Here is a 25,843-nt window from a genome sequence, read left to right on the forward strand (position 1 = left end):
GAACGTATGCTCAAAGAATGACGACTTCCGCGACCCCCGGAACCGGCCCCACCGAGAACTCCATGCGTCGCGCCCTCAAACGCGCCCGGGACGGCGTCGCCCTCGACGTCTCCGAGGCCGCCGTCCTGCTTCAGGCGCGTGGCGAGGCACTGACCGATCTCGCCGCGTCCGCCGCCCGGGTCCGGGACGCGGGCCTCGCGGAGGCCGGCCGGCCCGGTGTCATCACGTATTCGAAGAGCGTCTTCATCCCCCTCACCCGCCTGTGCCGCGACAAGTGCCACTACTGCACGTTCGTCACCGTGCCCGGCAAGCTCCGCCGGGCCGGGCACGGGATGTTCATGTCGCCGGACGAGGTCCTCGACGTCGCCCGCAAGGGCGCGGCCCTCGGCTGCAAGGAAGCCCTGATCACCCTCGGCGACAAGCCGGAGGACCGCTGGCCGGAGGCGCGCGAGTGGCTCGACGCGCACGGTTACGACGACACGATCGCCTACGTCCGGGCCATCTCCATCCGCATCCTGGAGGAGACCGGCCTGCTGCCGCACCTCAACCCCGGCGTGATGTCCTGGACCGACTTCCAGCGGCTCAAGCCGGTCGCGCCGAGCATGGGGATGATGCTGGAGACGACCGCCACCCGGCTGTGGTCCGAGCCCGGCGGTCCCCACCACGGCTCCCCGGACAAGGAACCCGCCGTCCGGCTGCGGGTCCTTGAGGACGCCGGGCGCTCCTCCGTGCCGTTCACCTCGGGGATCCTGATCGGCATCGGCGAGACGTACGAGGAGCGCGCCGAGTCGCTCTTCGCGCTGCGGCGGGTGGCCCGGTCGTACCACGGCGTCCAGGAACTGATCATCCAGAACTTCCGGGCCAAGCCGGACACGGCGATGCGCGGCATGCCCGACGCCGAACTGGACGAACTGGTGGCCGCCGTGGCGGTGGCGCGGCTGGTGATGGGGCCGGCCGGCAACATCCAGGCCCCGCCGAACCTGGTCGACAGCGAGTACGAGCGGCTGATCGCGGCCGGCATCGACGACTGGGGCGGGGTGTCGCCGCTCACCATCGACCACGTCAACCCCGAGCGGCCGTGGCCGCAGATCGAGGAACTGGCCGAGAAGTCCGCGGCGGCCGGCTTCGAGCTGCGCGAACGGCTCTGTGTGTACCCGGAGTTCGTCCGCCGCGGCGAGCCCTGGCTGGACCCGCGGCTGCGCCCGCACGTGGCCGCGCTCGCCGACCCGGAGACGGGGCTCGCGGTGCCGGACGCGGTGGTCGAGGGGCGGCCGTGGCAGGAGCCGGAGGAGGTCTTCGTCGCGAGCGGCCGCACCGATCTGCACACCGCCATCGACTCCGAGGGCCGTACGGCCGACCGGCGCGACGACTTCGACGAGGTGTACGGCGACTGGGACGCGCTGCGGGAGGCGGCCGCCCCCGGGATGGCGCCGGAGCGCATCGACACGGACGTGCGCGCGGCCCTGGCGGCCGCCGCCGACGACCCCACGAAGCTGACGGACGCCGAGGCCCTCGCCCTGTTCCACGCGGACGGCCCGGCCCTCGACGCGCTGACCGGGATCGCCGACGACGTGCGGAGGTCGGCCGTCGGCGACGACGTCACCTACATCGTCACCCGCAACATCAACTTCACCAACGTCTGCTACACCGGCTGCCGCTTCTGCGCCTTCGCGCAGCGCCGCACCGACGCCGACGCCTACACCCTCTCCCTGGACCAGGTCGCCGACCGCGCCCAGCAGGCCTGGGACGTCGGCGCGGTCGAGGTCTGCATGCAGGGCGGCATCCACCCCGACCTGCCCGGCACCGCCTACTTCGACATCGCGAAGGCGGTGAAGGAACGCGTCCCCGGCATGCACGTGCACGCCTTCTCGCCGATGGAGGTCGTCAACGGCGCGACCCGCACCGGCCTGTCGATCCGGGAGTGGCTGACGGCGGCCAAGGAGGCGGGCCTGGACACCATGCCGGGGACGGCCGCCGAGATCCTCGACGACGAGGTCCGCTGGGTCCTCACCAAGGGCAAGCTGCCCGCCGCCACCTGGATCGAGGTGATCACCACCGCGCACGAGCTGGGCATCCGCTCCTCCTCCACCATGATGTACGGCCACGTCGACCAGCCCCGGCACTGGCTGGGCCACCTGCGCACCCTGGCCGGCATCCAGCAGCGCACCGGCGGCTTCACGGAGTTCGTGACGCTGCCCTTCATCCACACCAACGCGCCCGTCTACCTGGCCGGCATCTCCCGGCCGGGCCCGACGATGCGCGACAACCGGGCGGTGACGGCGATGGCCCGGCTCCTCCTGCACCCCTACATCCCGAACATCCAGACAAGCTGGGTCAAACTGGGCGCGGAGGGTGCGGCGGAGATGCTCCGCTCGGGGGCGAACGACCTGGGCGGCACGCTGATGGAGGAGACGATCTCGCGGATGGCGGGCTCGTCGTACGGCTCGTACAAGTCGGTCCGCGACCTCGTGGCCGTGGCCGAGGCCGCCGGGCGCCCGGCCAGGCCGCGTACGACGCTGTACGGGCCGGTCCCCGAGGAACGGCAGCGGGCGGCGGAGGCCTCCGACGGGCATCTGCCGGAGCTGCTGCCGGTGCTGGACTGAGCCGTCGGGCGGACGGGCGGCGCACAGTACGATGATCCGACCCCTGTGCGAAGAGGCAGGGGGCCTCATAGCGCTCTTAGCGGAGGAGATGCGTACCCGTGGCTGCCCGACTGCTGCCCTCCTGGGTCTGGGTCACCGGTCTGACGGCGGGGGCGACGGCTGCCGTCGTCTTCCTCGCCCTCCAGGCCGACAAGGGGCCGCACCCCACGGCCGCGGCGGTCCGCCCGTCGGCGAGCGCGTCGGCGGGCGCCCACCCCTCCGCGTCACCGGCCCCGGCGAAGGCCCCCGCCCTGCCGGCGGCCTCCGGCACCGGCCGCCGCATCGTCTACTCGCTCGGCGCCAAGCGGGTGTGGACGGTCGACGCGAGCGACAGGGCGACCCGCACGTTCACGGTGTGGCCGGGGACGGTGAGTCCCGACCCCGGCACCTACACGATCACCAGGACCCTGGCGGCCACGACCGGCTCGGACGGCGTCCAGATCGAGCACATCCTCTACTTCGCGTCCAAGTCGGGGCTGTCGGTCGCCTTCTCCAACGCGGTCGACGGCTCCTCGCCGCCGCCCGCCGCCGGCAAGCAGACCAGCGGCATCCGGATGCACACGGCGGACGGCGCGGCCCTGTGGACCTTCGGCACGGAACCGAACACCCGGGTGACGGTGGTCAGGTAGACCGGACGACCCGCTGCGCGGCCGCCGTCGCCCGCTGCCAGTCCGTCGCCAGCTCGGCCATGGCGGCCTGCTGCCGCGCGGTCAGCAGGGAACCGGCCAGCCGCTTCCTGATCGCCACGACCTCGGAGGGGATCCGCAGCCGCAGCGCGCAGGTACCGTCCGCCACCGCGGTCGCGATCTCCTGGCTGCGCAGCGCCGGGGTGGCGCCGGACCGCTCGTACGACGCCTTGAGCCGGGCCTGGGCGTCGCTGGGCAGCGCGTAGTCGTAGCCCCGGTCCGCCATGCAGGTGCTCCACCTCCGCATCAGGGCCAGGTAGGCGGCGTCGCGCTGGACGGGGGCGGTCAGCGTGGCGTTCAGGTTCTGGGGGACGGCCGCGAGTTCCGCGTAGGTGGTCAGGCTGCCGTACAGCTGCCTGCGGCTGTCCGCCTCGCAGCCCTTCACCGAGAACTCCAGCGAGCCGTCCGCCATGCGGAAGGTGCGCAGGTCCGACGTGCCGCCGCGCAGGGCCGTCATATAGGCGGCCGCCCTGGCGGCGCTAAGGCTCCGGACGTAGGCGTCGTTCGACGGGGCGTTGCCCGGCGAGGCCGCGTCCGAGGCGGTGGGCTGCGTGGGTTTTCCGGCGGCGGCCGCGTACTGCGCGTACAGCCCGTAGCCCTGGCTGCGCCGCCGTCGGAGGTCCACCTGGGCGCTCGGGGCGGTCGCGGACGCCGCACCGGAGTCGGCGACCACGTAGCGGAGCCCCTTGGCCGTCATGCAGGAGGCGATGGGCCGGGACTCGGCGCGGGTGAGCGAGCTCTCGGGGCGGTCGCGGACGCCGAACCGGAGTCGGCGGCCACGTAGCGGAGCCCCTTGGCCGTCATACAGGAGGCGATGGGCCGGGACTCGGCGCGGGTGAGCGAGCTCTCGGGGCGTTCGCGGACGCCGAACCGGAGTCGGCGACCACGTAGCGGAGCCCCTTGGCCGTCATGCAGGAGGCGATGGGCCGGGACTCGGCGCGGGTGAGCGAGCTCTCGGCGTTCGCGTAGGTGCCGGAGTCGGTCAGCAGGTCGAGCCCGGCCGGGGTGAGCACGGCGGTCCGGGCGGCCTGCGGGGCCGGGGCGGGGCCCGCGCATCCGGTGAGGGCGAGCGCACCCGCCGCGGCGCAGGCGAGGAGGCCGCCGATCCGGGGCGCGCGGGACAGGTGCGTGGGCGTGGGGGCGACGGGCGTGGAGGCCGTGGGCATCGTGGAGGTGCTCCTGCCACTGGGTCTGCGACGGGGACGGGAGGTGCCGGAACGGGCGGGCGGCCGGGGCCGGAACCCCGGCCGCCCGCGAGGCCGTCAGCGGGGCGCGGTCAGGGCGCCGGCGCCTCGCTGACCTCGCTGCTGGGCCGCACCCGGGCCACCGTGCTGCGCGCGGTCGCGGCCGGCGCGACCACCGGCGAACTCGCCCGCGTCGCCGGGGTCTCCGCGTCCTCGATCAGCCAGCACACCAGCGTGCTGCGCGAGGCGGGCCTGATCACCAGCCAGCGGCAGGCCGCGAGCGTCCTGCACACCCTGACCCCGCTCGGCGCCTCCATGCTCCGCGCCAATCTCGGCTGACCACCGGGCCCGGCCCGCGCCGGTCACTCCGCGCCGGTCACTCGGCGGCCGACCGGTCCGGCAGCTGTACGACGACGAGCGCGACCCCGGTCAGCACCAGCACCCGGGTCGCGGCGTCCAGCCCGTTCCAGGTCTTGGACTGCCACATGGAGAACCACTCGCCGCCGATCCCGATGAACCCGGCGCCGAAGAGCAGCACGAGCATCAGCAGACCGTAGGTGGACAGCCGACGCGCCCGTGCGTTGTCGCGCCGGAACCACAGCACGGTCCCGGCGATCAGCACGAGCGCGGCCAGCGTCTCCCACGCGATGATGAGGATGTAGGCGGTGTTCTCCAGTCCCTTGTTGGTGACGGCCCGCCACATCAGGTCGTCGTCCTTGAACGTCGTGTCCATGGCCAGCACATGCTGGACGAAGGCCTGGTTGGTGCCGAAGTCGGTGATGTTCCCGAAAGCGACGAGGGCGATGTAGAGCGCGACCGTTCCGGTCAGAACGGCAGCGGCAAGCGAAAGCGCACGAGGCGCGTGGGAGGTGGACATGTCACCGTCCTTCCCCAACCCGGCTGTTTACACCCCCTGTTCACCGGTCGCCGCGCGGCCTGCCGCCGTGGCCGACCACTCGTACACGGGTACCTTGGTCGGTGTTTCGTGCGAAGTGTGAAGTGCGGAGGGGGCCTCGTGGACGACGACTTCGCGGAGTTGCGGACGCGCGAGTTCGGCTATCTCGACGAGGGCGGGCACACCTACCTGGACCACACCGGCGCCGGACTTCCGCCGCGCTCCCTGGTCATGGGCAGCGCCCGGCGGATCACCGGCGGACTGTTCGGCAACCCGCACTCCGAGAGCCCGGCCTCCCGCGCCTCCGGGCTCCTGCTGGCCGAGGCCCGGCGGGCGGTGCTCCGCCACTTCAACGCCGACCCCGACGAATACGCCGTGATCTTCACCCCCAACGCCACCGGCGCCCTGCGCCTGGTCGGCGAGGCGTACCCGTTCACCCGCGGCAGCAGGCTCGTGATGTCGCTCGACAACCACAACTCGGTCAACGGGCTGCGGGAGTACGCGCGGGCGCGGGGCGCCGCGACCGTGTACGTACCGGGCCTGCGCATCGACGAGAGAAGGCTGTTCGCCGCCCTGTCCGCACCCGGCGCGCGGGCCGGCACCGGCGGCCTGTTCGCCTATCCGGCGCAGAGCAACTTCACCGGCGTCCAGCACTCACTGGACTGGATCGCCGCCGCCCAGGCGCACGGCTACGACGTCCTGCTGGACGCGGCGGCCTTCGCGCCGGCCAACGTCCTGGACCTGAGCCGCCACCACCCGGACTTCACCGCCGTCAGCTGGTACAAGGTCTTCGGCCACCCCACCGGCGTCGGCAGCCTGGTCGCCCGCCGGTCGGCCCTCGCGAGACTGCGCCGCCCGTGGTTCTCCGGCGGCACCATCTACGCCGTCAGCGCCCAGGCGCAGTGGCACGTCCTCGCCGCCGACGAGGCCGCCTTCGAGGACGGCACCGTCAACTTCCTCTCCCTGCCGGACGTGACCGCCGGTCTCGCCTGGATCGACGGCATCGGCATGGACCGCGTACACGCCCACGTCACCGCACTCACCGCTCAACTGCTCACCGGCCTGCGGGCGTTGCGGCACCGCGACGGCTCCCCGCTGGTGCGCGTGTACGGCACCGACCGTGCCGCCGTGGCCGGTACCGACACGGACCGCGGCGGCACGGTCGCCTTGAACGTGCTCGGCGCGGACGGCCGGATCGTCGACGAACGCGTCGTCACACGCGACAGCGCCGCCCGCGGCATATCCCTGCGCACGGGCTGCTTCTGCAATCCGGGGGCCGGAGAGGAGGCGTTCGACCTGCCGCTGACCCGGCTGCGCTCGGCGGCCGACACACAAGTCGCCTCACTGGACGCGTACTTGGAGCTCCTGGAGCTGCCCTCGGCGGGTGCCGTCCGGGTCTCCCTGGGCGTGGCGTCCCAGCCCCGGGACGTCGAGACGTTCCTGGCGTTCGTGACGGAGACCTACCGGGACCGGGTGCCGACGGCGGCCGGGCTGGCCGCACGGGAGAGCTGCTGAGCCGGTGCCGTCCCGCGGGGGGATCACCGTCCCGCCCGGCTCCGCTCCGCGCCGTCCCGGCACTTGCGCAGCAGGACCACCCACGTCCAGGCCAGGAACACCAGCGTGAAGCCCGCCAGGACCACCCAGCCGCGGCTCGCCGGATGCCCGAACGAGTCCCCGTACGACGCCAGCAGCGGCGGGCCGAGCGGCGAGCGGCCCGCCCGCCACAACGACTCGAGGCCCACCCCGCTGCCCAGCGCCTCGAACGCCCAGCGATTGGTCATCGCCCAGCTGATCGCCTTACCGGCCGCCGTCATCCGCGGCACCGGCACGAAGGCGCCCGAGAACAGCACCTGGGGGAAGCAGAGCAACGGCAGCATCAGCGTGGCCTGCCCCGGCTCCGACACGGCCGCCGACGCGAGCAGCCCGAGCGCGAGGGCGGCGGCCGAGGCCAGCACGCTCGACGCGAACAGCGAGCCGTAGGTGTCCCAGTCCGCCGCGGGCAGCCGGTCGAGGGCGCGCAGCACCACCAGCAGCAGCCCGTCCGCGACCGCGAGCACCGGCAGCATGGTCGTCAGCTTCGAGGCGACGTACGGGCCGAGCCGCAGCCCCGCGAGCCACTCCCGGCGCAGCACCGGCAACTCGGTGCAGATCTGCAGCAGGCCGTACGTCAGCCCGAAGAAGAACGCGCCGAACGCGATCCAGAACATGATCATCGCCGACGACCCCGGATCCGGTGCCGCCGGATCGAAGGCGCCGGCCCGGAACAGCACCGCGAACATCGCCACGATCATCACCGGCGAGCCCGCCAGCACGGCGACCGAGAGCCGGTTGTGCAGCAGCAGGGCGGTACCGCGCCGGGTCAGCAGCGACCACTGACGCAGGGCGCCGACCCGCGCCGGAGGAACGGCGGATGACGTGACATCAGGAGGACCGGCGTCCTCGGGCTCGGCCCGTTCGGCGCGGGCGCCGCCCGCCACCGCCTCGTACACCTCCTCCACGGTGCCGGCCCCGAAGGCCTCGAACAGGGCGGCCGGGGCGCCCGCGTACGCGACCTCGCCGCCGCCGGAGAGGAACACGACCTGGTCGGCGCGGTGCAGATCGGCGAGGACGTGCGTGGTCAGGACGACGGTGGTGCCGTCCTCGGCGAGCGCCCGCAGGGTGCGCAGCAGGGCCGCCCCGGTGACCGGGTCGAGCCCGGACGTCGGCTCGTCGAGGAAGAGCACCCGGGGGCGGGTGAGCAACTCGACCGCGATACTGGCCCGTTTGCGTTCGCCGCCGCTCAGCGCGCGCACGGGGGTCTCCGCCCGCTCCGCCAGACCGAGCGTGTCCAGCACCCGGTCGACGGTGTCCCGCACCGTCCCGGCCGCCGTCCCCGGAGGCATGCGCAGGGCCGCCGCGTACACCAGCGTGCGGCGCAGCGGCAGTTCGCGGTGGATGATGTCCTCCTGCGGCACGAACCCGAAGTCCGGCCCCGGCGGCCCGGGACGCGCCCCGTCGTGCAGCACCTCGCCGCCGGTCGGCGCGCTCAGCCCCGCCAGCGTCTGCAGCAGCACGGTCTTGCCCGCGCCGCTGCTTCCGGCGATCACCGTGAGCTGCCCCGGAGCGACCTCAACGGATATGTCGTCCAGTATCCGCCCGCCTCCACGGACCTTCCGGCTCACCCGGCGCGCCCGCAGGTGCAGGCCGGTGACGGAGGGGACGGGAGCCTCGACGGACGCGGGAGGGCGCGGGGGCGGTGTGGACATGGGGGCAGCATGTCAGGTGAGTCCCCCGACGGGGCCTCAACCTCCGTGGGATCGCGCCGACTTCAGCGCCCGTCTTCCGGCTGCGGCCCCCGGCGTCGTCGGCATCGACGGACCGGGCGGGCGGACTACCGGGAGGGGCTCGGCGCGGAGCTGTTCACGGGCCGCTGCTGGATCTTGAGGAGCAGTGCGGGTCCGGCGGCGAGGACGAGCAGCCCGATCGCGAGCAGGAGCCACGGGTTGAGCAGGCCCTCGGTGCAACTGCTGCCGCCGGCCGAGGCGGTGCAGTACGTACCGGGACCGTGCCGGTTGAGGTAGGCGAGCAGGAACAGCGGCAGGCTCGCACCGGACAGCAGGCCGGGCAGACCCCGCCAGGCGTCTCGGCGGGTGGCCAGCGCGAGGGTGCCGGCCACGGGGATCGGCAGGATGAAGAGCCCGATCGACAGCACGGTGAGGAGGGCGAGCAGGTAGCCGGCTCCGGTCAGAAGCCAGCCCGTGAAGAGCAGCCAGGTACCTCTGTTGCTGGTCATGCCTTTTTCCTTCGTTCGCAGTGGTCCAGGAGAGAGGCGATCTTCCCTGCGTTTGAGCGGTCGCTCAAAAAGTAGAAGTCATCAGAAGCCCCGGGCAAGAGACCGAAACCAGCCAGTGATCGACATCCCGTCACGTCATCGACCCCGGCGGCACCTTCCGGGCACGGTGGTCTCTGCCAGACTCACGGTGGGCCGACTGCGGGGGAGGCGTGGATGGGGTCGACACGGCCGTCGATGCAGGAGCTGATCGGGCGGCGCCGGAGGGCAGGGTTCGTCGGGCGGGCCGAGGAACGGGCCGCGTTCCGGCGGAACCTCGACCTGCCGCCCGAGGACGAGCGGCACCGGTTCCTGTTCCATGTGCACGGCGACGCGGGCGTCGGGAAGACCCGCCTGGTACGGGAGTTGGAGCAGATCGCGCGGGAGGCCGGGGCGCTGACCGCGTACGTCGACGAGGGCGTGGCCGGCGTGCCCGACGCGCTGACGGTGATGGCACGTCAGTTCGCGGCCCAGGGGCGGCGGTTCAGGGAACTGGAACGGATGCTGGCCGCCCACCGGGAGCGGCGGCACGAGGCGGAGGCCGCCCTGGCGATGGGCGGGCCGGAGGAACGGGAAGGACCGTCGGCGGGGAGCCTGGCGGTGGCGCGGGCGGCCCAGGTGGGACTCGGGATGGTCCCGGTGGCCGGCGCCTTCGCCGCCGCCCTGGACACCGACCGGCTCGCCCAGGGCGCCGACCGGCTCCGGGCCCGCTTCCGCAGTCAGGAGGACGCCCAGCTGGTGCTGTCCCCCGAGCGGGTCCTCACCCCCGTACTGCTGACGGAGCTGGCCGCCGCGGCCGACGCCGCGCCCTGGATCGTCCTGCTCCTCGACACTTACGAGCGCACCGGCCCGTTCCTCGACCCCTGGCTGCACGACGTCATGACCACCGACCGCCATGGCGCCCTGCCCGCCAACGTCGTCGCGGTCACCTCCGGCCAGCACCCGTTCGACACGGCCCGCTGGGGCAGCTTCGCGGACTTCAGGACGGACCTGCCGCTCGGCCCGTTCACGGAGGAGGAGGCCCGGGGGCTGCTCGCGGACAAGGGGGTGCGGGACGAACCGGTGGTCGCCGAGGTACTGCGGCTGACGGGCGGCCTTCCGGTGCTCGTCTCCACCCTGGCCGAGTCCGGGCCCGACGGCCCCGGGGACGTCGGCGACCCGAGTGCCACGGCGGTCGACCGGTTCCTGAAATGGGAGCGGGACCCGGTGCGCAGGGCCGCCGCGCTGGCGGGCGCGCTGCCCCGGCGGCTCGACGAGGACGTCTTCCGCTCCGCCGTGGACTGCCCCGGGGACCAGGCGGACGCGCTCTTCGGCTGGCTGGGAGGCATGCCGTTCGTCAGCGAGCGCGGCGGGCTGCTGCAGTACCACGACGTCGTACGGGCGCCGATGCTCCGGCTCCAGCGACTGCGCTCGCCCCAGGGCTGGACCGAGCGGCACACCCGGCTCGCCCAGGCGTACGGCAGGCGGCGCGCCGAGGCCGAGGCCGGCCTGCGCCCCGACGAACTGTGGGCGGACGCCGGGTGGCGGGACCTCCGGCTCGGCGAGTCCTACCACCTGCTGTGCGCGCGGCCCCGCGCCGCGCTCGCCGGAGCCCTGGCCGATGTCGTCACCGCCTGTGCCCACGGCGACGATGCCGTACGGCTGTGGGTGCGGCTGCTGGCCGAGGCGGGCGAGGACACGGCGGCCGAGGCCGTACGGGCCTGGGGCGGTGACCTCTCCGCGGCGCTCGCCGGGGGCGGGCTCGCCGGACTGCTCCGGCTGCTGCTCGGCCGCGCCCGGGGCGACGAGCCGTGGCGGGCCACGGCCTGGGCGCTGCGGGCCGACGCGCTCGCCCGGGACGGCGCGCCCGAGCGGGCCCTCGAGGAGTACGAGCACGCCCTCGCCCTGGACCCCGCCCTGGTCCGGGCCCACCGCGGCCGGGCCGTCACCCGGGGCGGGACCGGCGACTACGAAGGCGCGCTCGCCGACCTCGACCGGGTGCTCGAACTGGAGCCGGACAACCCGTGGAACGTCATCCTGCGCGGTGAGCACCACCGGCTGGCGCGGCACCACGACGAAGCGGTCGCCGACCTGAGCGAGGGCATCCGGCGCGACCCCGGCAGCGAGTTCGCCTGGGCCTCCCGCGGCGCCGCCCACGAACGCCACGGCGACCTCGACGCGGCCCTCGCCGACTTCGAGCGGGCGCTGGCACTCAAGCCGGACTACGCCTGGGCGCTCGCCCGCCGCTCCCGTGTCTGGCGCGGCCTCGGCGACCCGGCCCGCCGCCTCGCCGACCTGGACCGTGCCCTCGCCCTGCAGCCGGACTGGGCCTGGGGCCGCTGCGAGCGCGGCGAAGCCCTGCGCGTCACCGGCCGCGACGAGCAGGCCCTGGCCGACTACGACCGCGCCCTCGAACTCGACCCCGGTTACGCGTACGCGTACGCGAGCCGAGGCGTGTCCCGGTCCAGCCTGGGCCGCCACGAGGAGGGCCTCGCCGACCTGGACCGCGCCCTCGCGCTCACCCCGGACTACCCCTGGGCCCGGGAACAGCGGACCGCGGTGCGGCACCGCATGACGGGCGCCGGCGAGGGCTGACTCGGCATGGCGGGCGCCGGCGAGGGCTGACTCAGGAGGCGGACCCGATCTCCCCCGCGAAGACGATGACCTGGTCGATGAGGCTCCGGCGCAGGTGGACGACGTCCGTTCCGGCCAGCTGTGGGCCGCCGTCCGGCGTGGTGAAGACCCACTGGTACCGGGCCCACTCGTCGGGCATGTCCACCGCCGAGCAGCGCACCATCGTGCCGGTCCCCGCCGGATGGCGCCGGATGTCCAGCACGAACCGCTCGACCGCCTCGATCCCCTCACTGCGGCCCAGCGGCCCCCAGAAGACCACGTCCGAGGTCAGGGCCTGGGCGAGCAACCCGGTCACGTAACCGTCGTCCGAGGCGTTGAACGCGGAGATGAACGTGTCGATCGCGGACTGTGCGGTCTCTTCCTGCATGCCCCAGTCATACCAGCCGCTCCGCGGACCGTGCTCAACGCTCCGCTGTGAAGGCCACGAAGTCGGTCCACGAGGCGTCGGCGAAGGTGAGCCCGGCCCTGTCCTTGTCCTTGGAGTCGCGGACGTGGACGGTGGTGGCGGCGGGGGTTATCGCGACCTCGACGCAGTCGGGGCCCTCGTTGCTGCTATAGCTGCTCTTGAACCACTTCAGGGCGGTCATGTCTCCTCTTCCCCCAACACTTTCTCGATGAAGGCGAGCGACTCCCGGGGCGGGAGGGCCTGGGACCGGATGATCCCATAGCGCATCTCAAGGGGCTGTACTTCCCTGGGATCGCTGACCAGGCGGTTGTAGGACTGGCCCTCCTCGGGGGCCACGGTCTTGCCGTCCCGTAGCTTCAGCAGGCGGATCGGCCCGCCCATGCCCGCGTGGTCCTCACGGTCCGTGGGCATGACCTGGATCTCGACGTGCCGCAACGCGCCCATCTCCAAAAGGTGTTCGAGCTGCCTCTGCCGGACCAGTCTCCCGCCGAGGGGCCGATGCAGCGTTACCTCTTCCAGGACAAAAGTGAGGGCCACCAGGGGCACGCGTTCGAAGACGGCCTTCCGCGCCATGCGGGCGGCGACGTACTGGTCGATCTCCTCCTCGGTGTACGAAGGTCGTCGCATCACGTACAACGCCCTTGCGTACTGGGGAGTTTGCAGCAGCCCATGGATGTAATGGCTGGCGTAGGCCCCCATCTCGACCGCCTCGTCCTCCAGCTTCGCCAGATCCCGAACCTTCTTCGGATACCGGGCCCGCTCCACGTCCTCCTTCATGAACGCGAGCTTCCCGCCCGCCCCGACCACCTCGTCGGCCTTCTCCAGGAAGTCCGGCTTGGGGATCCGCCGCCCCCGCTCCACGGCCGACACCATCTCCTCGCTGTAGCCGATGGCGGCGCCTAGTTCGCCCTGTCGCAGCCCGGCGGCCTCCCGCCACGCCTTGATCTGCCGCCCGACCGCCCTGAGTACGGCCTCGGCCTCCTCGTCCTCCACACCCGCCCCTTCCGACGTACGACCCGTACGGTCCCGTCCGACAGCCGGACAGTGACGCTCTGTGCCGGGTTCGTTGCTGTTCACGATAGGAACGGGCGACCACGCTGGGTGACATGACGCAGAAATCCCTCCCGCAAGTCACCGTCCCGGCGCACCACTTCACGGTTCAGCTGTCCGCCACTCGAAGAGGTGCTCGACTGGCGAGGCTGCTCACGGAGCGCCAACTCGACGACTGGTGTGTGCCGTTCGCGGAGGCGGCGGCGCAGGTGGTGGCCGAGCTGGCGTCGAACGCGGTGCTGCACGGCCGCGTGGCGGGGCGGGACTTCCGGCTGGGGCTGCGGCTGCGTGCCGACCGCACGCTCCGGGTCGAGGTGACCGACGCCCGGGGCGACCGGGTCCCGCGCCTCCACGATCCGGTGGCCGGCGGCGCGGAATCGGGGCGAGGACTGCTGATCGTGGCGGCGTACGCCGACCGCTGGGGTGTGGAGGAGGCGCCGGCCGGTTGCAAGGTCGTCTGGGCTGAGCTGGGGGTACCGGGGCGCGGGGGCCCGTCACGCCGCGCTGGTGTCCTCGGCGGCCAGGAACGGGCGCAGCAGTGCGAGCAGGGCGTGCGGCCGGTGCAGGGGGACGATGTGGCCGCAGTCCTCGATGACGTGCCCGGTGAGATCGTCGGTGACCGGGCGGAGCTGGCGTTCCAGCGCCGTGCCGACAGGCCGGGCGCCCAACGTCATCGTCGGCACCGTCAGGCGGGCGGTGGCGACCGCCCGCTCGATCTGCGCCGCGCTCTCGGGCAGGGCCCGGTAGTACGAGAACGCGCGGCGCAGCGCCTGGCGGCCGGTGTACGCGCGGACGAAGGCGTCGCGGACGGCGGGGCGCACTCCGTCGCCGAGCGTGCCGGTGTGCAGGAACCAGTCGACGTAGGCGGCCTCGTGCCCCTCCAGCACGGTCTCGGCGAGGCCGGGTCCGGCGGAGTGGAAGCCGAACCACCACGGCGGCCCGCCGGCGAGGAAGTCCTCGGCGCCGGGCAGCCTGCCCAGCAGGCCCTCCATGACGACCAGGCGCCGGACGAGACCGGGGCGGCGCAGGGCGAGGAGGAAGGCCGGCGCGGTACCGGCGTCGATGCCCACCACCGCGGCCGAGGAGACGTCGAGCGCGGTGAGCAGCGCCGCGGCGTCCTCGGCCAGGGTGCCCGCGTCGTACCCGGAGGCGGTCCCGCTGCTCGCGCCGAACCCGCGCAGGTCCGGCGCGATGACGCGGTGGCGGCCGGCCAGACCGGCCATGACGTCCGTCCAGAGCTCCCAGGTGTGCGGGAAGCCGTGCAGCAGCAGGACGGCCGGGCCCGATCCGGCGAGGGCGACGTTCAGTTCGACACCGTTGACCGGGACGCGCCGCAGCTCAGGCATGGCGGGACCCTCCGAAGGGGTGGCAGGGGTGGTGAGGAATGATGGCATGGTCACGCTAGGGAACTAGCCTGATCCGCCCAAGACGGCACTTTCCCTTCAGGTGGTGAGCCCCAGGTGACCATGTCGAGGCCCGGCGGACGTGACCAGCGGCCCGGTGAGCGCGGTGACCTGATGGATCCGCACTGCCCGACGCGCCGGTTGCTGGACCGCATCGGCACCAAGTGGACGTCGATGGCGGTGAAGGTGCTGGCCGAGGAGGCGCCGGACGAGATCCGCTTCGCGGAACTGCGCCGCCGGATCCCGGGCATCTCGCAGAAGATGCTGTCCGTCACCCTGCAGAGCCTGGTCCGCGACGGACTGGTCGCCCGGCGCGTGGAGCCCACCGTGCCGCCCGCCGTCCACTACCGGCTCACCGGGCTCGGCCTGTCCCTCGAAGGACCGCTCTCCGCGCTGCGGGTCTGGGCCGAGACACACATGGGGGAGATCGACCGCAACAACCGGCTCGCCGACGGGTCACCTCCCGCCTAGGGCGTGCATCGAGTCGTGATCAGACTGCCTGCGGCCCCAGGGCGGTCGCGGTCACCTGCGGGAACGTGACTCCGGTGAGTTCCTCGGAGACCGCCCACAGACGCCGGGCCGTCACCGGGTCGCTGGCCGCCGCGGAACGGCCGACCAGGGTCGGGGCGCCGCGCACCTCACCGCGGCCGCTCGGGCCGACGAAGCTCGCGCCGGGGAGATCCCTGACGGCGGCGTACAGGCTCGGCAGCGCGCCGGCCCTGTTGTCCTGGGCCACGACGCGCATGATGGCGCGGCTCAGCGCGCTGCCGTCGTGGCGCTGGATGTTCGTGACGGCCCAGCCGGGGTGCGCGGCCAGGGCGCGCACAGGGGAGTGCGCGGCGGCGAGGCGGCGCTGGAGTTCCAGCGTGAACAGCAGGTTGGCCAGCTTGGACTGGCTGTACGCCTTCCTCGGCTCGTACTCGCCGGAGTGGTTGAGGTTGTCGAAGTGGATGCGCGGGGTGCCCGGCTTCTTGTGCGCCTCGGACGACACGGTCACCACCCGGTCGGTGATGTGCGGGAGCAGCAGGTTGGTCAGGGCGAAGTGGCCGAGGTGATTGGTCCCGAACTGCGTCTCGAAGCCGTCCTTGGTGTGGGACTCCGGGGTGTTCATGACGCCGGCGTTGTTGACGAGGAGGTCCAGGTCGCCCTTCCAGCCGGCGGCGAACTCGCGTACGGAGGCGAGGTCGGCCAGGTCGAGACGGCGTACCTCCACGCTGCCGTCGACGGCCATGGCGGCGGCCTCGCCGCGTTCGGGGTCCCGCACCGCGAGCACCACATGGGCGCCCGCGGCGGCCAGCGCCTCCACGGTGGCGATGCCGATACCGCTGTTGCCGCCGGTGACGACGGCGGTGCGACCGCTCTGGTCGGGGATATCGGTGGTGTTCCACGGGCCGGGTGCGGCACTGGGTGCAGTAGTCATGGTCCCCGATTGTGGGCGGTGCCCACATTGGTGTCAACGTCAACAATGGTGACGCAGCCAACAATGTGGGCATCGCGAACATGGCCGGTACAGTGATCCCCATGCAGACCCGCCCGCGCCCCTATCACCACGGAGACCTGCGTGCCGCCCTGCTGGCCCGCGCCGAAGAGACGCTCCGGGACAGGGGGGTCGCCGCCCTCTCGCTGCGCGAACTGGCCCGCGACCTCGACGTCAGCCACAACGCGCCGAACCGCCACTTCAAGGACCGGCCGGCGCTGCTGTGCGCGCTCGCGCAGGGCGGTTACGAACGGATGACCGAGGCCATGCTGGCGTCACAGGCCGGCGCCGGGGAGTCGTGCCGCGCGAGGCTGGAGGCGGTGGTCCGCGCGTATGTGGGATTCAGCCTGGACAACGCCGCGCTGCTCGACCTGATGTGCTCGATCAAGCACGACCCACAGGCGTCCGCAGCTCTGCTGGAGGCCGCCGGTCGCTGGTCCGGGCTCATCGAGGACCTGATGCGGGAGGGGCAGCGTCAGGGCGAGGTGCGTGAGGGGCCCCTTGAGTGGATCGGTGTCCCGGTCTTCGCGACGCTGCACGGTTTCGCCGACCTGGCCGCGACCGGCATGCTCGCTCCGGAGATCGCGGAGCGCGGGCTGGACGAGGTGATCGCGTTCATCCTGCGCGGCTGCGCACCCGACGGGCTGACCTGACCGGGCGCGCGGATCCTCCCGGGGGGCAGTAGCGGTCAGTGCCGTGCGCTCGCGGCCACGGCCTCGATGCCGGCGGTGAGGAAGGCCATGGCCGCGCCGACGGCCTGGTCGCGCTCGGGTCCCTCGGGGTACTGGAAGATCTCGGTGACCACGGCCGCGGCCGCGGCGGCGGCGAGGCGGGGGGCGATCCCGTCCGGGGCCTGGCCGGTGTCCTCGGCGATGATGCGGGCCCCCTCCTCGATGGCCGCCGCCATCCGCGCGATGCGCACCGCCCGCAGTTCCGGGTTGGCCTCGAACATGCGCTGTTCGAGCTCGTCGGTCTCGTCGTGGCAGGCCATCTCCGCGCGCAGCCAGCCCTCCAGGGCGTGCATGACGCTCTCCCCGGGGGCGCGGCCGCGCAGCATCTCGGTCAGGTGCAGCACCGTGGCGTCGAAGGTCGCGAAGGCGATGTCCTGTTTGGAGCGGAAGTACAGCGTCACCGTGCGCGGGGACACCTCGGCCGCCGCGGCGATCTCCGCGATCGTCGTGGCGTCGTAGCCCTGCGCGGCGAAGAGCTCGAAGGCCGCGCGTGTGATCGCGGCCCGTCGCTTGGCCTTGCCGCGTTCGCGCAGGCCGTCCCCCGTCGCAACCCTCACCATGCCGTCCAGCATAGCGGCGGACTGCATTTTTACATCAGGCCGTAAAAATGCATTAGGCTGTAAAAATCCTGCTGGACCGGCAGCTGCCGACCTTGAGACGAAAGAGACCTGCCGTGGCGAAACGCTTGTACACGCTGGGACGTTGGGCGGCGCGCCGCCGGGGCCGGGTGCTCGCGGTGTGGGTACTGCTCCTCGCGGTGGCCGCCGGCCTGGGCACCGCCCTCGGCGGAAAGGTGACAACGCAGTTCTCGGTGCCGGGCGTCGAGTCCCAGCAGGCCCAGGACCTGCTGAAGGCGAAGTTCCCGCAGGCCGCCGGCGGCACGGCCCGGATCGTGTTCGCCGCCCCTAAGGGCGCGGAACTCTCCGGCGGAAAGGAGCGGCGCGCCATCGCCGCGACCCTCGAGGAGGTCGCCGCCGTACCGGGGGTCGTCAACGTCTCCGACCCCGCGAAGACCGGCGCCGTGTCGAAGGACGGCACCATCGGCTACGCCGACGCACTGTTCGGCAAGCCTGCCGACAGCGTGCCCCAGTCCGCCAAGGACCGGCTCGACGACGCCCTGGACCCGGCGAAGAAGGCCGGCCTCGACGTCGAGCTGGGCGGCACCGTGTCCACCCCGCCGGCCGAGGTCGGCGGCCCCGCCGAGGTCGTCGGCGTGGTCGTGGCCTTCGTGGTGCTCGCGCTCGCGCTCAGCTCACTCGTGGCGGCCGGGCTGCCCCTGGTGACGGCCCTCGTCGGCGTCGGGGTCGGCGTGCTGACCGTCCAGTTCCTGTCCCGCTTCATCGAGATGACGAACACCGCGACCGTCCTCGCGCTGATGATCGGCCTGGCGGTCGGCATCGACTACGCCCTGTTCATCGTCTCCCGCCACCGCGAACAGCTCGCCGACCCCGAGCAGGACGTGCCCGACTCGATCGCCCGCGCCACCGGGACGGCGGGCAGCGCGGTGACCTTCGCGGGCCTGACGGTCATCATCGCGCTCGCCGCGCTCGCCACCACCGGCATCCCCTTCCTCACCGTGATGGGCCTGGCCGCCGCGGGGACGGTGCTCCTCGCGGTCCTGGTGGCCCTCACCCTCGTACCGGCCCTGCTGGGTTTCCTCGGCGAACGCCTGCGCCCCAAGGCCGCACGGCCGGGGGCGAGTTCCGCGCCGGCTCGGGCGCCCGGCCGCGAGCGCAGGCCCGGTTCCTGGGGCCTGGCGTGGGGCCGCCTCATGACACGCTTCCCGGTCCCGGTCCTGGTCGTGAGCGTCCTCGGGCTGCTCGCCCTCGCCCTGCCCGCCACCGGACTGCGCCTCGGCCTGCCGAGCAACGAGACCCAGCCCACCGCGAGCACCCAGCACAAGAGCTACGAACTCCTCACCAAGGGCTTCGGTCCTGGCTTCAACGCGACCCTCGTGGTCGTCGTCGACGGCACCCGCATACCGGCCGCGCAGCGCGAGACGGTCGTCGAGCGGGTCGCCGACACCGTCGGCAAGGACCCGGACATCGCGAATGTGGCCCCGCCCACGGCCACCGAGGACGGCGCGATCACCGTGCTCGGCGTCGTACCGAAGACCGGCCCCGACGACCAGCGGACCACCGACCTGGTGCACCGGTTGCGCGACCGTGCGGTGACCCCGGTGGCCGACGCGGGCGGCACGGCCTACGTCGCCGGTGCGACCGCCGCCGGAATCGACGTGTCGGCGAAGCTGTCCGCGGCGCTGCCGCTGTTCGTCACGATCATCGTGGTGCTCGCGCTGCTCCTGCTGATGCTGGCCTTCCGCTCGGTCCTGGTGCCCCTCAAGGCCGTTCTCGGCTTCCTGCTGTCCATCGCGGCCGGCCTCGGCGCGGTCGTCTGGGTTTTCCAGGACGGCCACCTCACCGGGCTGTTCCAGGTCGCGGCGGCGGCCCCGATCGCCTGCTTCGTGCCGGTCCTGCTGATCGGTGTCCTGTTCGGCCTCGCGATGGACTACGAGGTGTTCCTGGTCAGCCGGATGCGGGAGCACTTCCACCACCACCGGGACGCACGGGCCGCCGTCGAGCACGGCGTCGAGCGCAGCGGCCGGGTCGTCTCCGCGGCGGCCCTCATCATGGCGGCCGTCTTCGGCGGCTTCATCTTCAACCACGACCCGACCGTCAAGACGATCGGCTTCGCGCTGACCGTCGGCGTCCTCGTCGACGCCTTCGTGGTCCGCCTCACCATCGTCCCCGCGGTACTGAGCCTGCTCGGCCGCCACGCCTGGGCCCTGCCCAGGTGGCTGGACCGCACCGTGCCGAACGTGGACATCGAGGGCGACTCCCTGCCCCCGCGCACCACGGGCAGCCCGACGGCTCCCGTCGCCGCCGAACCGGTACGGGCCGACCAGAACTGACCGGCCGGGGCGCCTCCCGGGCCGAACCCCCACCCACCCCCCGACCTGGCCGAAACCCGGCCACCCCGGAGCACACAACCCACACTTCGCATACCTAACTGCCCCCTGAACGGACCGTTCCCGGTCGATTACAGTGCTGAGCGCTCGTATGTACGGACGGTGCCCGTGGGGAGGTCATGGTGGTGAGTGCGACGTTGGGTGCCGTCTGGGGCCGGGTCGAACAGCAGGACTTCCGGAGCAGGGTGCGCGGGACGCTCCTCGGTACGGCCGTGGGGGACGCGCTCGGCGGGCCCGTGGACGGGCTCACGCTGGAGGAGATACGGGCGGCCTACGGGCCCGAGGGGCTGGTCGATCTCGGGTTCGGGTACGGGCGGCGCGGGACCGTGACCCATCACACGCAGCTCACCCTCTTCACCGTGGACGGGCTGATAAGAGCCCAGGTGAGGAGGGACACCGGGGCCTGGCATCCGCCCACCGACCTGCACCGCGCCTATCTGCGGTGGGCGGCCACCCAGCGGGACTGGGGGCCGGACGAGCGGCGGCCGGAGGACGGGTGGCTGGCCCGGGAGGAGTGGCTGTACGCGCGGCGGGAGCCGACCCGCGCGCTGCTGCTCGGGCTCGGGGACGAGCGGATGGGGACGCTGGAGTCGCCGAAGAACCCCGAGGACATGGGGCCGGAGGCCGTCGCCCGGTCGGCGCCGTTCGGGCTGCTCGTCGGCTGGGAGCCGCAGCTCGTCGTCCAGCTGGCCGTGGAGTGCGCGGCGCAGACGCACGGGCATCCGACCGCCTGTCTGTCGGCCGGCGCGTACGCGGTGATCGTGCACGCGCTGGCCCGGGGGGACTCGCTGGACGGCGCCGTGCAGCGGGCGCTGGCCCTGCTCGCCGCCCGGCCCGGCCACCAGCCCGTGTCCGACGCGCTCCAGCACGCGCTCGGCGCCGTACGGCAGGGGATGCCCTCCCCGGGCCGGGTCGAGGAGCTGACCGGGGACGGGGCGGCGGACGGGATGCTGGCCGCGGCCGTGTACTGCGCCCTGGTCGGCGAGGACGTACGGCACGGGCTGTGCCTCGCCGTCAACCAGGCCGGACCCTCTGCCGTCGCGGGCGCCCTCACCGGCGGGCTGCTCGGCGCCCTGCACGGCGAGACGGCCCTCCCGCCGGCCTGGGTGGCCGAGGTGGAGGGCCGCCAGACCGTCCTCGAACTCGCTGACGACTTCGCGATGGAGATGACCCAGGGACCGGCCCTGCACAGTCCGGTGGGCGCGTCACCGGGGTGGCTGGCGCGCTACCCGCGTTGACGCCTGCCGGGTGCCGCGTGCCGGGTGTGCCGTTCAGGGGGCGCGACGAATCCTGACCCCGTCGGCTTCGAAGTCGTACACGGTGCGGTTGATCCGCAGGCCGTCGACGGCCCCGATCCACATGTTGTCGCGGCCCTTGCTCACCCCGGCGGTGTAGATGACCGGCTCGGCGCCACCGTCGTTGAGCGCGGACAACAGGCTCTGGAAGGTGCACGGGTGGTTCAGATTGCAGTCGGTCGTGGTTCCGGCGCTGCCCGTGAGGAACCAGGTGCCGGTCGTGGTGGCGTCCAGGTAGGGGCTCCACCGGTTCAGCTGGTTCGTCGTCAGGGGAGGCGGATTCCACACCATCGAGGAGTAGGTGGTGGGGTTCCTGTCGAGGTTCGGATCGATCTCGAACTTGATGTTCGGCAGGTTGCCGGGGCCGCCGTAGCCGACGTTCTCGCCGGGCTGGAAGACGTGGAAACCGACCTCGCGCAGTTCCAGTACCGGCTCGCCGTAGAAGTCGACCTCGTTGCCGAAGTGGACGGCTTCAGCGGGCGGCTTGAGGAGGGTGGAGTTGTCCGCCACCTCGATGCCGAGGCTGCCGCGTCCGTAGGGTGGCCTCGCGGCGGGGCCCGTCACGCCGAACGAGCCGAACGGGCCGGTCCGCAGCGCGGCGACCGGAGAGCCGATCGTGTTGCGGGTGATGACACCCCAGTGGTCGGGGCTGCCCCGTTCCCCGTCCGTGGCGGCCGCCGAGCCCGGGACGGCCGAGGCGGCGACCGCGACCAGCGCCGTGACCCCGAGCACCGCTCTCCGCTTCCCCTTGAAGCAGGCTTTCACGCGCACTGTCTCCCTTTCGTGGTCCGTGCAGGAGCAGGACGGGCACCGGGCCGGGCCCTGCGTGGCGCACGCCACGCTATGGAATCTCCGTACCGGAACCACCACGACGCACCAGTGATATGGGCTGATTAATCACGATGGTGGATCGGGTGTGAAGGCGCGCTGTTGTGCGCTGCCACGCGCCCCTGGACCCGGCTCCCCGGAATCTCCCCTACCGGCTGAAGCTTGGACGGAATCCGGGGTCGTACCCCGGAATGGCAGACCGCAGAGGGGAGACATGCCGTCCCATTCGGCTGACAATCCGGCTTCGGGTGCGACTTCGGGCGGGGACCCTGACGGGAGCCCGCCCCCGGAACCGGATTCCGGCGCGGGGAGCTCGAACAGGCCGGTGCCGCGGGCCGGCCGCCGTCGCTTCGAGCACGTCCACGCGTGGATCAGCAGCCTGGCCGCCGTGACGGCACTCGCCCTCTCCCTCTACAACCTGATCGCCGTCCAGCGGGAACCCGATACGGACGTGGCGCTCCCGCACATCGTCCGAACAGCCCAGGGCGAGGACGTGTGGTTCTACATCCAGCCGACCCTGTCCACCAGGGTCGAGAGCACGCAGGCAGAGCTGATCAACCGGGTCGACCTCCGAATGACCCCGCCGAACTCCGGAATCCGGAAACCCGCCTTCTTCTGGGACGAGAGCGGAGCCTACGCGTACGACCCCGCCCGGCAGAACCTCACCTACGACTGGAAGGCCGACCCCAGTCCGCTCCTGGTCAGCCGGGACAAACCGCAACAGCCGTTGATGCTGTTCGCGGCCACCGGGTGGAATTTCGGTGCGGGCACCTATCAGGGGCGGATGACCCTGCATCGTCAGAGCCACAGGAAGCCGCTCACCGTCGACTTCTGCCTGACGCTGTCGGCTTCGGCCGTCGATACCCTGCACGCCCGTGGCCAGAACTCCTGGATCGGTTTCCGGGACGACGTTCCCGAGGCGCGAGGCGGGGGCTGCTACACCTCGACGTGACGGGATGACGCCGTCCCGGCGGAGCCGGTCAGTCCTTGACCGGTGACCCCACGGTGTCGCCGCCGCCCGCCTGTGCCGGGACCGGGACCGCCGCGGCTGTGCTGTCGCCGTCCGTGTTCACGGTCTCGATGATCGCGAGGCGTTCCGGGGTGTCCTCCGGCTTCAGGTAGCCGATGAGGATGTAGAGGACCAGGGAGACGGCCAGCGGGACCGAGACCTGGTACTGGAGCGGGACGCCGCCGTCGACGTTCCAGTTGATCGGGTAGTTGACCAGCCAGAAGGCGAGCAGGCCCGCCGCCCAGCTGGTGAGCGCGGCCGTGGGGCCGGAGCGGCGGAAGGGGCGGAGCAGGCCCAGCATCATCGGGATCGCGATCGGGCCCATCAGGCCGGCCACCCACTTGATGACCACGGTGATGATGTCCTTGAACGTGGGGGAGTTGACCTGGGTGGCCACCGCCATGGACAGGCCGAGGAAGACGACCGTGGTGACGCGGGCCGCGATCAGGCCCGAGCGCTCGTTCCACGCCCGCGCCCGCTGGGAGAGGACCGGGGCCACGTCACGGGTGAAGACGGCCGCGATCGCGTTGGCGTCGGAGGAGCACATCGCCATCGTGTGGGAGAAGAAGCCGACGACGACCAGGCCCAGCAGGCCGTGCGGGAGGAGCTGTTCGGTCATCAGGCCGTAGGAGTCGGAGCCGTCCGGCTTCTGGGCGTGGACCAGGAGCGGGGACATCCACATGGGGAAGAACAGGACGACCGGCCAGACCAGCCAGAGGGCGGCGGACAGGCGGGCGCTGCGCTCGGCCTCCTTCGGGCTGCCCGTCGCCATGTAGCGCTGGGCCTGGTTGAGCATGCCGCCGTTGTACTCGAAGAGCTTGATGAAGAGGAACGCGAGCAGGAAGACCGTGCCGTAGGGGCCGACGAGCGGCTTGCCGTGGCCGTGCAGGGCCGGCTGGTCCCAGGCGTCGAAGAAGCCGATGCCCTTGTCGTTCAGCTTCAGGACGACGGCCACGAACATCGAGATGCCGGCCAGGAGCTGGATGACGAACTGGCCGAGCTCGGTGAGCGCGTCCGCCCACAGGCCGCCGATCGTGCAGTAGACGGCCGTGATCGCGCCGGTGATGAAGATGCCCTGGTTGAGGGAGACCCCGGTGAACACGGACAGCAGGGTGGCGATCGCCGCCCACTTCGCGGCCACGTCCACGATCTTCAGCAGCATGCCGGACCAGGCCAGCGCCTGCTGGGTGGAGAGGTTGTACCGGCTCTTCAGGTATTCGAGGGGGGACGCCACGTGCAGGCGGGAGCGCAGGCGGTTGATGCGCGGGGCGAAGAGTTTCGAACCGATCGCGATGCCGAGCGCGATCGGGAAGGACCAGGTGACGAACGACGTCACGCCGTAGGTGTAGGCGATGCCCGCGTACCCGGTGAACATCACCGCGCTGTAGCCCGACATGTGGTGCGAGATGCCGGACAGCCACCAGGGCATCTTGCCGCCCGCGGTGAAGAAGTCACTGACGTTGTCCACGCGTTTGTGCGACCAGACGCCGATCGCGACCATCACACCGAAGTAGCCGATGAGCACGGCCCAGTCGAGCCCGTTCATGCGCCCCCCTTCCAGGGTCCGCCTACTGAACTCCGCTCAGCTGGCTGGCACTTCGCATAAGCGGAGCGGGGACGGGGAAGGCCGCGAAGTGCCCGCTCATCGTGGGTTCCGTTGCGCGGACACGACAAGCGGGCGTAGGGTCAAGGGAAAGTAAAATCGTTCGCCTTCCTGACCTTGATTCATGGATATGAACAACTGGATGGACCGTGAGCTACCCCTCAGCGCATCAGCTCACCCGCGTTGACCAGCAGCGACTGGCCCGTGATGGCCCGCGCCCGGTCGGACGCCAGGAACACCGCGGCGTCCGCCACGTCCCCGTCCGTCGCCAGCTCCGGCAGCGCCATCCGTCCGGTCAGCCGGCCCAGTACCTCGTCCTCCGGCACCCCTTCCGTGTGCGCGGTGACCTGGACGTACGCCTGCACCGGCGGCCCCCACATCCAGCCCGGCAGCACCGTGTTGACCCGGATCCGGTGCGGCCCCAGCTCCCGGGCCAGCGAGTACATCGCGCTGGTCAGCGCCCCCTTGGACGCGGCGTACGCGGCCTGCCGCACCTGTGAGGGCGCGGCGACGGCGGACTGGGTGCCGATGAAGACGACCGAGCCGCCCCCCGCGGCCTTCATCCCCGGCAGACACGCCCGGGTCATCCGCAGCGTCCCCAGCAGGTTCACGTCGAGCACCGAGGCCCAGGTCGCGAAGTCGGCGTCCTCGACCCCGCCGAAGTAGGAGTCCCAGGCGGCGACATGGACCACCGCGTCGACCCCGCCGAACCGCTCCCGGGCCAGCGCGGCCAGCGCCGCGCACTGGCCCTCGTCGGTGATGTCGGTGGGCAGGTAAGCGGTCCGGCTGCCCTCCGGATCGATCCCGGCCGCGCTCTTCGCGAGGTTCGCCTCGGTCCGCGCACCCAGCACGGCGTTCCCGCCGTCCCGTACGACGGCCGCCGCGACCTGGTGCCCGAGCCCGGCGCCGACTCCCGAGACGACGACGGTCTTGCCCGCGAGCAGCGACATGGAGGCCTCCTGAACCCTGGCGCTTTATCTGACGGAGCGTCAGGGTATGGGCGACCGCCGGAAAGGGGAACCGCAGGGGCGCCGACAGCCGCGGCGAGACCTGCACCGGGCTCGTGGCGGGGCCGTACGGTGTCCGCCCCGGCGACGGTCCTGTCGGAGTCTCCGCGGGGCGCCGGCGGCCGTGGGCCGCTGCCGGGGGGTGGCCGTACTCCGCTGCTGTACCGCGACCGGGCTCTGCCGACTCCTCGTCGCGGGTGGCTGCCGGACGCTTCCGGTGGGATTTCCCTGCCGTCGG

24 protein-coding genes and 1 pseudogene are annotated in these 25,843 nt (G+C 72.4%); 11 read left to right on the forward strand and 14 right to left on the reverse strand.

The window, feature by feature from the left end; all coding sequences use genetic code 11:
- Positions 1–17: 17 nt before the first annotated feature.
- Together ACIQVL_RS27020 and ACIQVL_RS27025 are read left to right on the forward strand one after the other, a co-directional pair.
- The gene (locus tag ACIQVL_RS27020; protein ID WP_403476567.1) at positions 18–2,603 is read left to right on the forward strand and encodes a bifunctional FO biosynthesis protein CofGH; all 2,586 of its coding nucleotides are present in this window, start codon (positions 18–20) and stop codon (positions 2,601–2,603) included.
- A 98-nt stretch (positions 2,604–2,701) separates the two neighbouring features.
- Complete coding sequence (locus ACIQVL_RS27025) at positions 2,702–3,271, forward strand: hypothetical protein (RefSeq protein ID WP_403476568.1); 570 nt, start codon at positions 2,702–2,704, stop codon at positions 3,269–3,271.
- On the opposite strand, the gene ACIQVL_RS27030 is transcribed toward ACIQVL_RS27025, so the two are convergent.
- Together ACIQVL_RS27030 and ACIQVL_RS27035 are read right to left on the reverse strand one after the other, a co-directional pair.
- Positions 3,264–4,025, reverse strand: coding sequence for a hypothetical protein (locus ACIQVL_RS27030; RefSeq protein WP_403476569.1), 762 nt, complete (start codon positions 4,023–4,025; stop codon positions 3,264–3,266). The two genes, ACIQVL_RS27025 and ACIQVL_RS27030, sit on opposite strands and share 8 nt — an antisense overlap.
- Positions 4,026–4,128: 103 nt before the next feature.
- On the reverse strand, positions 4,129–4,494 hold the full coding sequence (locus ACIQVL_RS27035) for a hypothetical protein (RefSeq protein ID WP_403476570.1): 366 nt from the start codon (positions 4,492–4,494) through the stop codon (positions 4,129–4,131).
- Between ACIQVL_RS27035 and ACIQVL_RS27040 the strand changes: the two genes are divergently transcribed.
- Entirely contained in the window at positions 4,453–4,851 is a 399-nt protein-coding gene (locus ACIQVL_RS27040) for an ArsR/SmtB family transcription factor (RefSeq protein WP_403476571.1), read from the forward strand. The two genes, ACIQVL_RS27035 and ACIQVL_RS27040, sit on opposite strands and share 42 nt — an antisense overlap.
- Before the next feature lie 37 nt (positions 4,852–4,888).
- Here ACIQVL_RS27040 and ACIQVL_RS27045 read toward each other — a convergent pair whose 3' ends face one another.
- The gene (locus ACIQVL_RS27045) at positions 4,889–5,389 is read right to left on the reverse strand and encodes a DUF2165 domain-containing protein (protein ID WP_403426956.1); all 501 of its coding nucleotides are present in this window, start codon (positions 5,387–5,389) and stop codon (positions 4,889–4,891) included.
- Between the two features lie 138 nt (positions 5,390–5,527).
- Here ACIQVL_RS27045 and ACIQVL_RS27050 point away from each other — a divergent pair, with 138 nt between their 5' ends.
- A complete protein-coding gene (locus ACIQVL_RS27050; protein ID WP_403476572.1) occupies positions 5,528–6,922 on the forward strand; it encodes an aminotransferase class V-fold PLP-dependent enzyme in 1,395 nt (464 codons plus the stop codon).
- A gap of 23 nt (positions 6,923–6,945) precedes the next feature.
- Here ACIQVL_RS27050 and ACIQVL_RS27055 read toward each other — a convergent pair whose 3' ends face one another.
- Entirely contained in the window at positions 6,946–8,652 is a 1,707-nt protein-coding gene (locus ACIQVL_RS27055) for an ATP-binding cassette domain-containing protein (protein WP_403476573.1), read from the reverse strand.
- A 125-nt stretch (positions 8,653–8,777) separates the two neighbouring features.
- Entirely contained in the window at positions 8,778–9,179 is a 402-nt protein-coding gene (locus ACIQVL_RS27060; protein WP_403426962.1) for a hypothetical protein, read from the reverse strand.
- A 213-nt stretch (positions 9,180–9,392) separates the two neighbouring features.
- Here ACIQVL_RS27060 and ACIQVL_RS27065 point away from each other — a divergent pair, with 213 nt between their 5' ends.
- Positions 9,393–11,789: a tetratricopeptide repeat protein gene (locus ACIQVL_RS27065; RefSeq protein ID WP_403476574.1), complete on the forward strand. Its 2,397-nt coding sequence runs from the start codon at positions 9,393–9,395 to the stop codon at positions 11,787–11,789.
- Between the two features lie 31 nt (positions 11,790–11,820).
- Here the strand turns inward: ACIQVL_RS27065 and ACIQVL_RS27070 are convergent, their stop codons facing one another.
- Genes ACIQVL_RS27070 through ACIQVL_RS27080 form a run of 3 tightly spaced genes read right to left on the reverse strand, consistent with a single transcriptional unit; the run spans position 11,821 to position 13,227 of the window.
- The gene (locus tag ACIQVL_RS27070) at positions 11,821–12,195 is read right to left on the reverse strand and encodes a nuclear transport factor 2 family protein (RefSeq protein ID WP_403426966.1); all 375 of its coding nucleotides are present in this window, start codon (positions 12,193–12,195) and stop codon (positions 11,821–11,823) included.
- 34 nt (positions 12,196–12,229) lie between these two features.
- A complete protein-coding gene (locus ACIQVL_RS27075; RefSeq protein ID WP_403426968.1) occupies positions 12,230–12,415 on the reverse strand; it encodes a DUF397 domain-containing protein in 186 nt (61 codons plus the stop codon).
- A complete protein-coding gene (locus ACIQVL_RS27080) occupies positions 12,412–13,227 on the reverse strand; it encodes a helix-turn-helix domain-containing protein (protein WP_403476575.1) in 816 nt (271 codons plus the stop codon). Before ACIQVL_RS27080 ends, ACIQVL_RS27075 begins: the two co-directional genes overlap by 4 nt.
- Before the next feature lie 113 nt (positions 13,228–13,340).
- Between ACIQVL_RS27080 and ACIQVL_RS27085 the strand changes: the two are divergent.
- Positions 13,341–13,754 (forward strand): annotated as a pseudogene (locus ACIQVL_RS27085) (ATP-binding protein); the annotation flags it as partial.
- Between the two features lie 24 nt (positions 13,755–13,778).
- On the opposite strand, the gene ACIQVL_RS27090 reads toward ACIQVL_RS27085, so the two are convergent.
- Positions 13,779–14,630, reverse strand: coding sequence for an alpha/beta fold hydrolase (locus ACIQVL_RS27090; protein WP_403476576.1), 852 nt, complete (start codon positions 14,628–14,630; stop codon positions 13,779–13,781).
- Positions 14,631–14,750: 120 nt separating this feature from the next.
- On the opposite strand from ACIQVL_RS27090, the gene ACIQVL_RS27095 reads away from it, so the two are divergent.
- Positions 14,751–15,158, forward strand: coding sequence for a winged helix-turn-helix transcriptional regulator (locus tag ACIQVL_RS27095; protein WP_403427253.1), 408 nt, complete (start codon positions 14,751–14,753; stop codon positions 15,156–15,158).
- A gap of 19 nt (positions 15,159–15,177) precedes the next feature.
- On the opposite strand, the gene ACIQVL_RS27100 is transcribed toward ACIQVL_RS27095, so the two are convergent.
- Positions 15,178–16,107: an oxidoreductase gene (locus ACIQVL_RS27100; RefSeq protein ID WP_403476577.1), complete on the reverse strand. Its 930-nt coding sequence runs from the start codon at positions 16,105–16,107 to the stop codon at positions 15,178–15,180.
- Positions 16,108–16,208: 101 nt separating this feature from the next.
- On the opposite strand from ACIQVL_RS27100, the gene ACIQVL_RS27105 reads away from it, so the two are divergent.
- Positions 16,209–16,817: a TetR/AcrR family transcriptional regulator gene (locus ACIQVL_RS27105; RefSeq protein WP_403426975.1), complete on the forward strand. Its 609-nt coding sequence runs from the start codon at positions 16,209–16,211 to the stop codon at positions 16,815–16,817.
- A gap of 35 nt (positions 16,818–16,852) precedes the next feature.
- Here ACIQVL_RS27105 and ACIQVL_RS27110 read toward each other — a convergent pair whose 3' ends face one another.
- Positions 16,853–17,455 (reverse strand): TetR/AcrR family transcriptional regulator, encoded by a 603-nt coding sequence (locus ACIQVL_RS27110; RefSeq protein ID WP_403426977.1) that lies wholly within the window; start codon positions 17,453–17,455, stop codon positions 16,853–16,855.
- 113 nt (positions 17,456–17,568) lie between these two features.
- Between ACIQVL_RS27110 and ACIQVL_RS27115 the strand changes: the two genes are divergently transcribed.
- Both ACIQVL_RS27115 and ACIQVL_RS27120 read left to right on the forward strand, forming a co-directional pair.
- A complete protein-coding gene (locus tag ACIQVL_RS27115; RefSeq protein WP_403476578.1) occupies positions 17,569–19,806 on the forward strand; it encodes an MMPL family transporter in 2,238 nt (745 codons plus the stop codon).
- A 182-nt stretch (positions 19,807–19,988) separates the two neighbouring features.
- Positions 19,989–21,101, forward strand: coding sequence for an ADP-ribosylglycohydrolase family protein (locus tag ACIQVL_RS27120; RefSeq protein WP_403426980.1), 1,113 nt, complete (start codon positions 19,989–19,991; stop codon positions 21,099–21,101).
- Between the two features lie 33 nt (positions 21,102–21,134).
- Here ACIQVL_RS27120 and ACIQVL_RS27125 read toward each other — a convergent pair whose 3' ends face one another.
- The gene (locus tag ACIQVL_RS27125) at positions 21,135–21,923 is read right to left on the reverse strand and encodes a hypothetical protein (RefSeq protein WP_403476579.1); all 789 of its coding nucleotides are present in this window, start codon (positions 21,921–21,923) and stop codon (positions 21,135–21,137) included.
- Between the two features lie 451 nt (positions 21,924–22,374).
- Here ACIQVL_RS27125 and ACIQVL_RS27130 point away from each other — a divergent pair, with 451 nt between their 5' ends.
- The gene (locus ACIQVL_RS27130; protein WP_403476580.1) at positions 22,375–22,938 is read left to right on the forward strand and encodes a hypothetical protein; all 564 of its coding nucleotides are present in this window, start codon (positions 22,375–22,377) and stop codon (positions 22,936–22,938) included.
- 28 nt (positions 22,939–22,966) lie between these two features.
- Here ACIQVL_RS27130 and ACIQVL_RS27135 read toward each other — a convergent pair whose 3' ends face one another.
- Positions 22,967–24,541: a sodium:solute symporter family protein gene (locus ACIQVL_RS27135; RefSeq protein ID WP_403426993.1), complete on the reverse strand. Its 1,575-nt coding sequence runs from the start codon at positions 24,539–24,541 to the stop codon at positions 22,967–22,969.
- Positions 24,542–24,759: 218 nt separating this feature from the next.
- The gene (locus ACIQVL_RS27140) at positions 24,760–25,548 is read right to left on the reverse strand and encodes an SDR family oxidoreductase (protein ID WP_403476581.1); all 789 of its coding nucleotides are present in this window, start codon (positions 25,546–25,548) and stop codon (positions 24,760–24,762) included.
- Positions 25,549–25,843: the final 295 nt, after the last annotated feature.

Origin of the sequence: Streptomyces sp. NPDC090499 (genome assembly GCF_044769305.1) — a bacterium.
Lineage (GTDB): Bacteria > Actinomycetota > Actinomycetes > Streptomycetales > Streptomycetaceae > Streptomyces.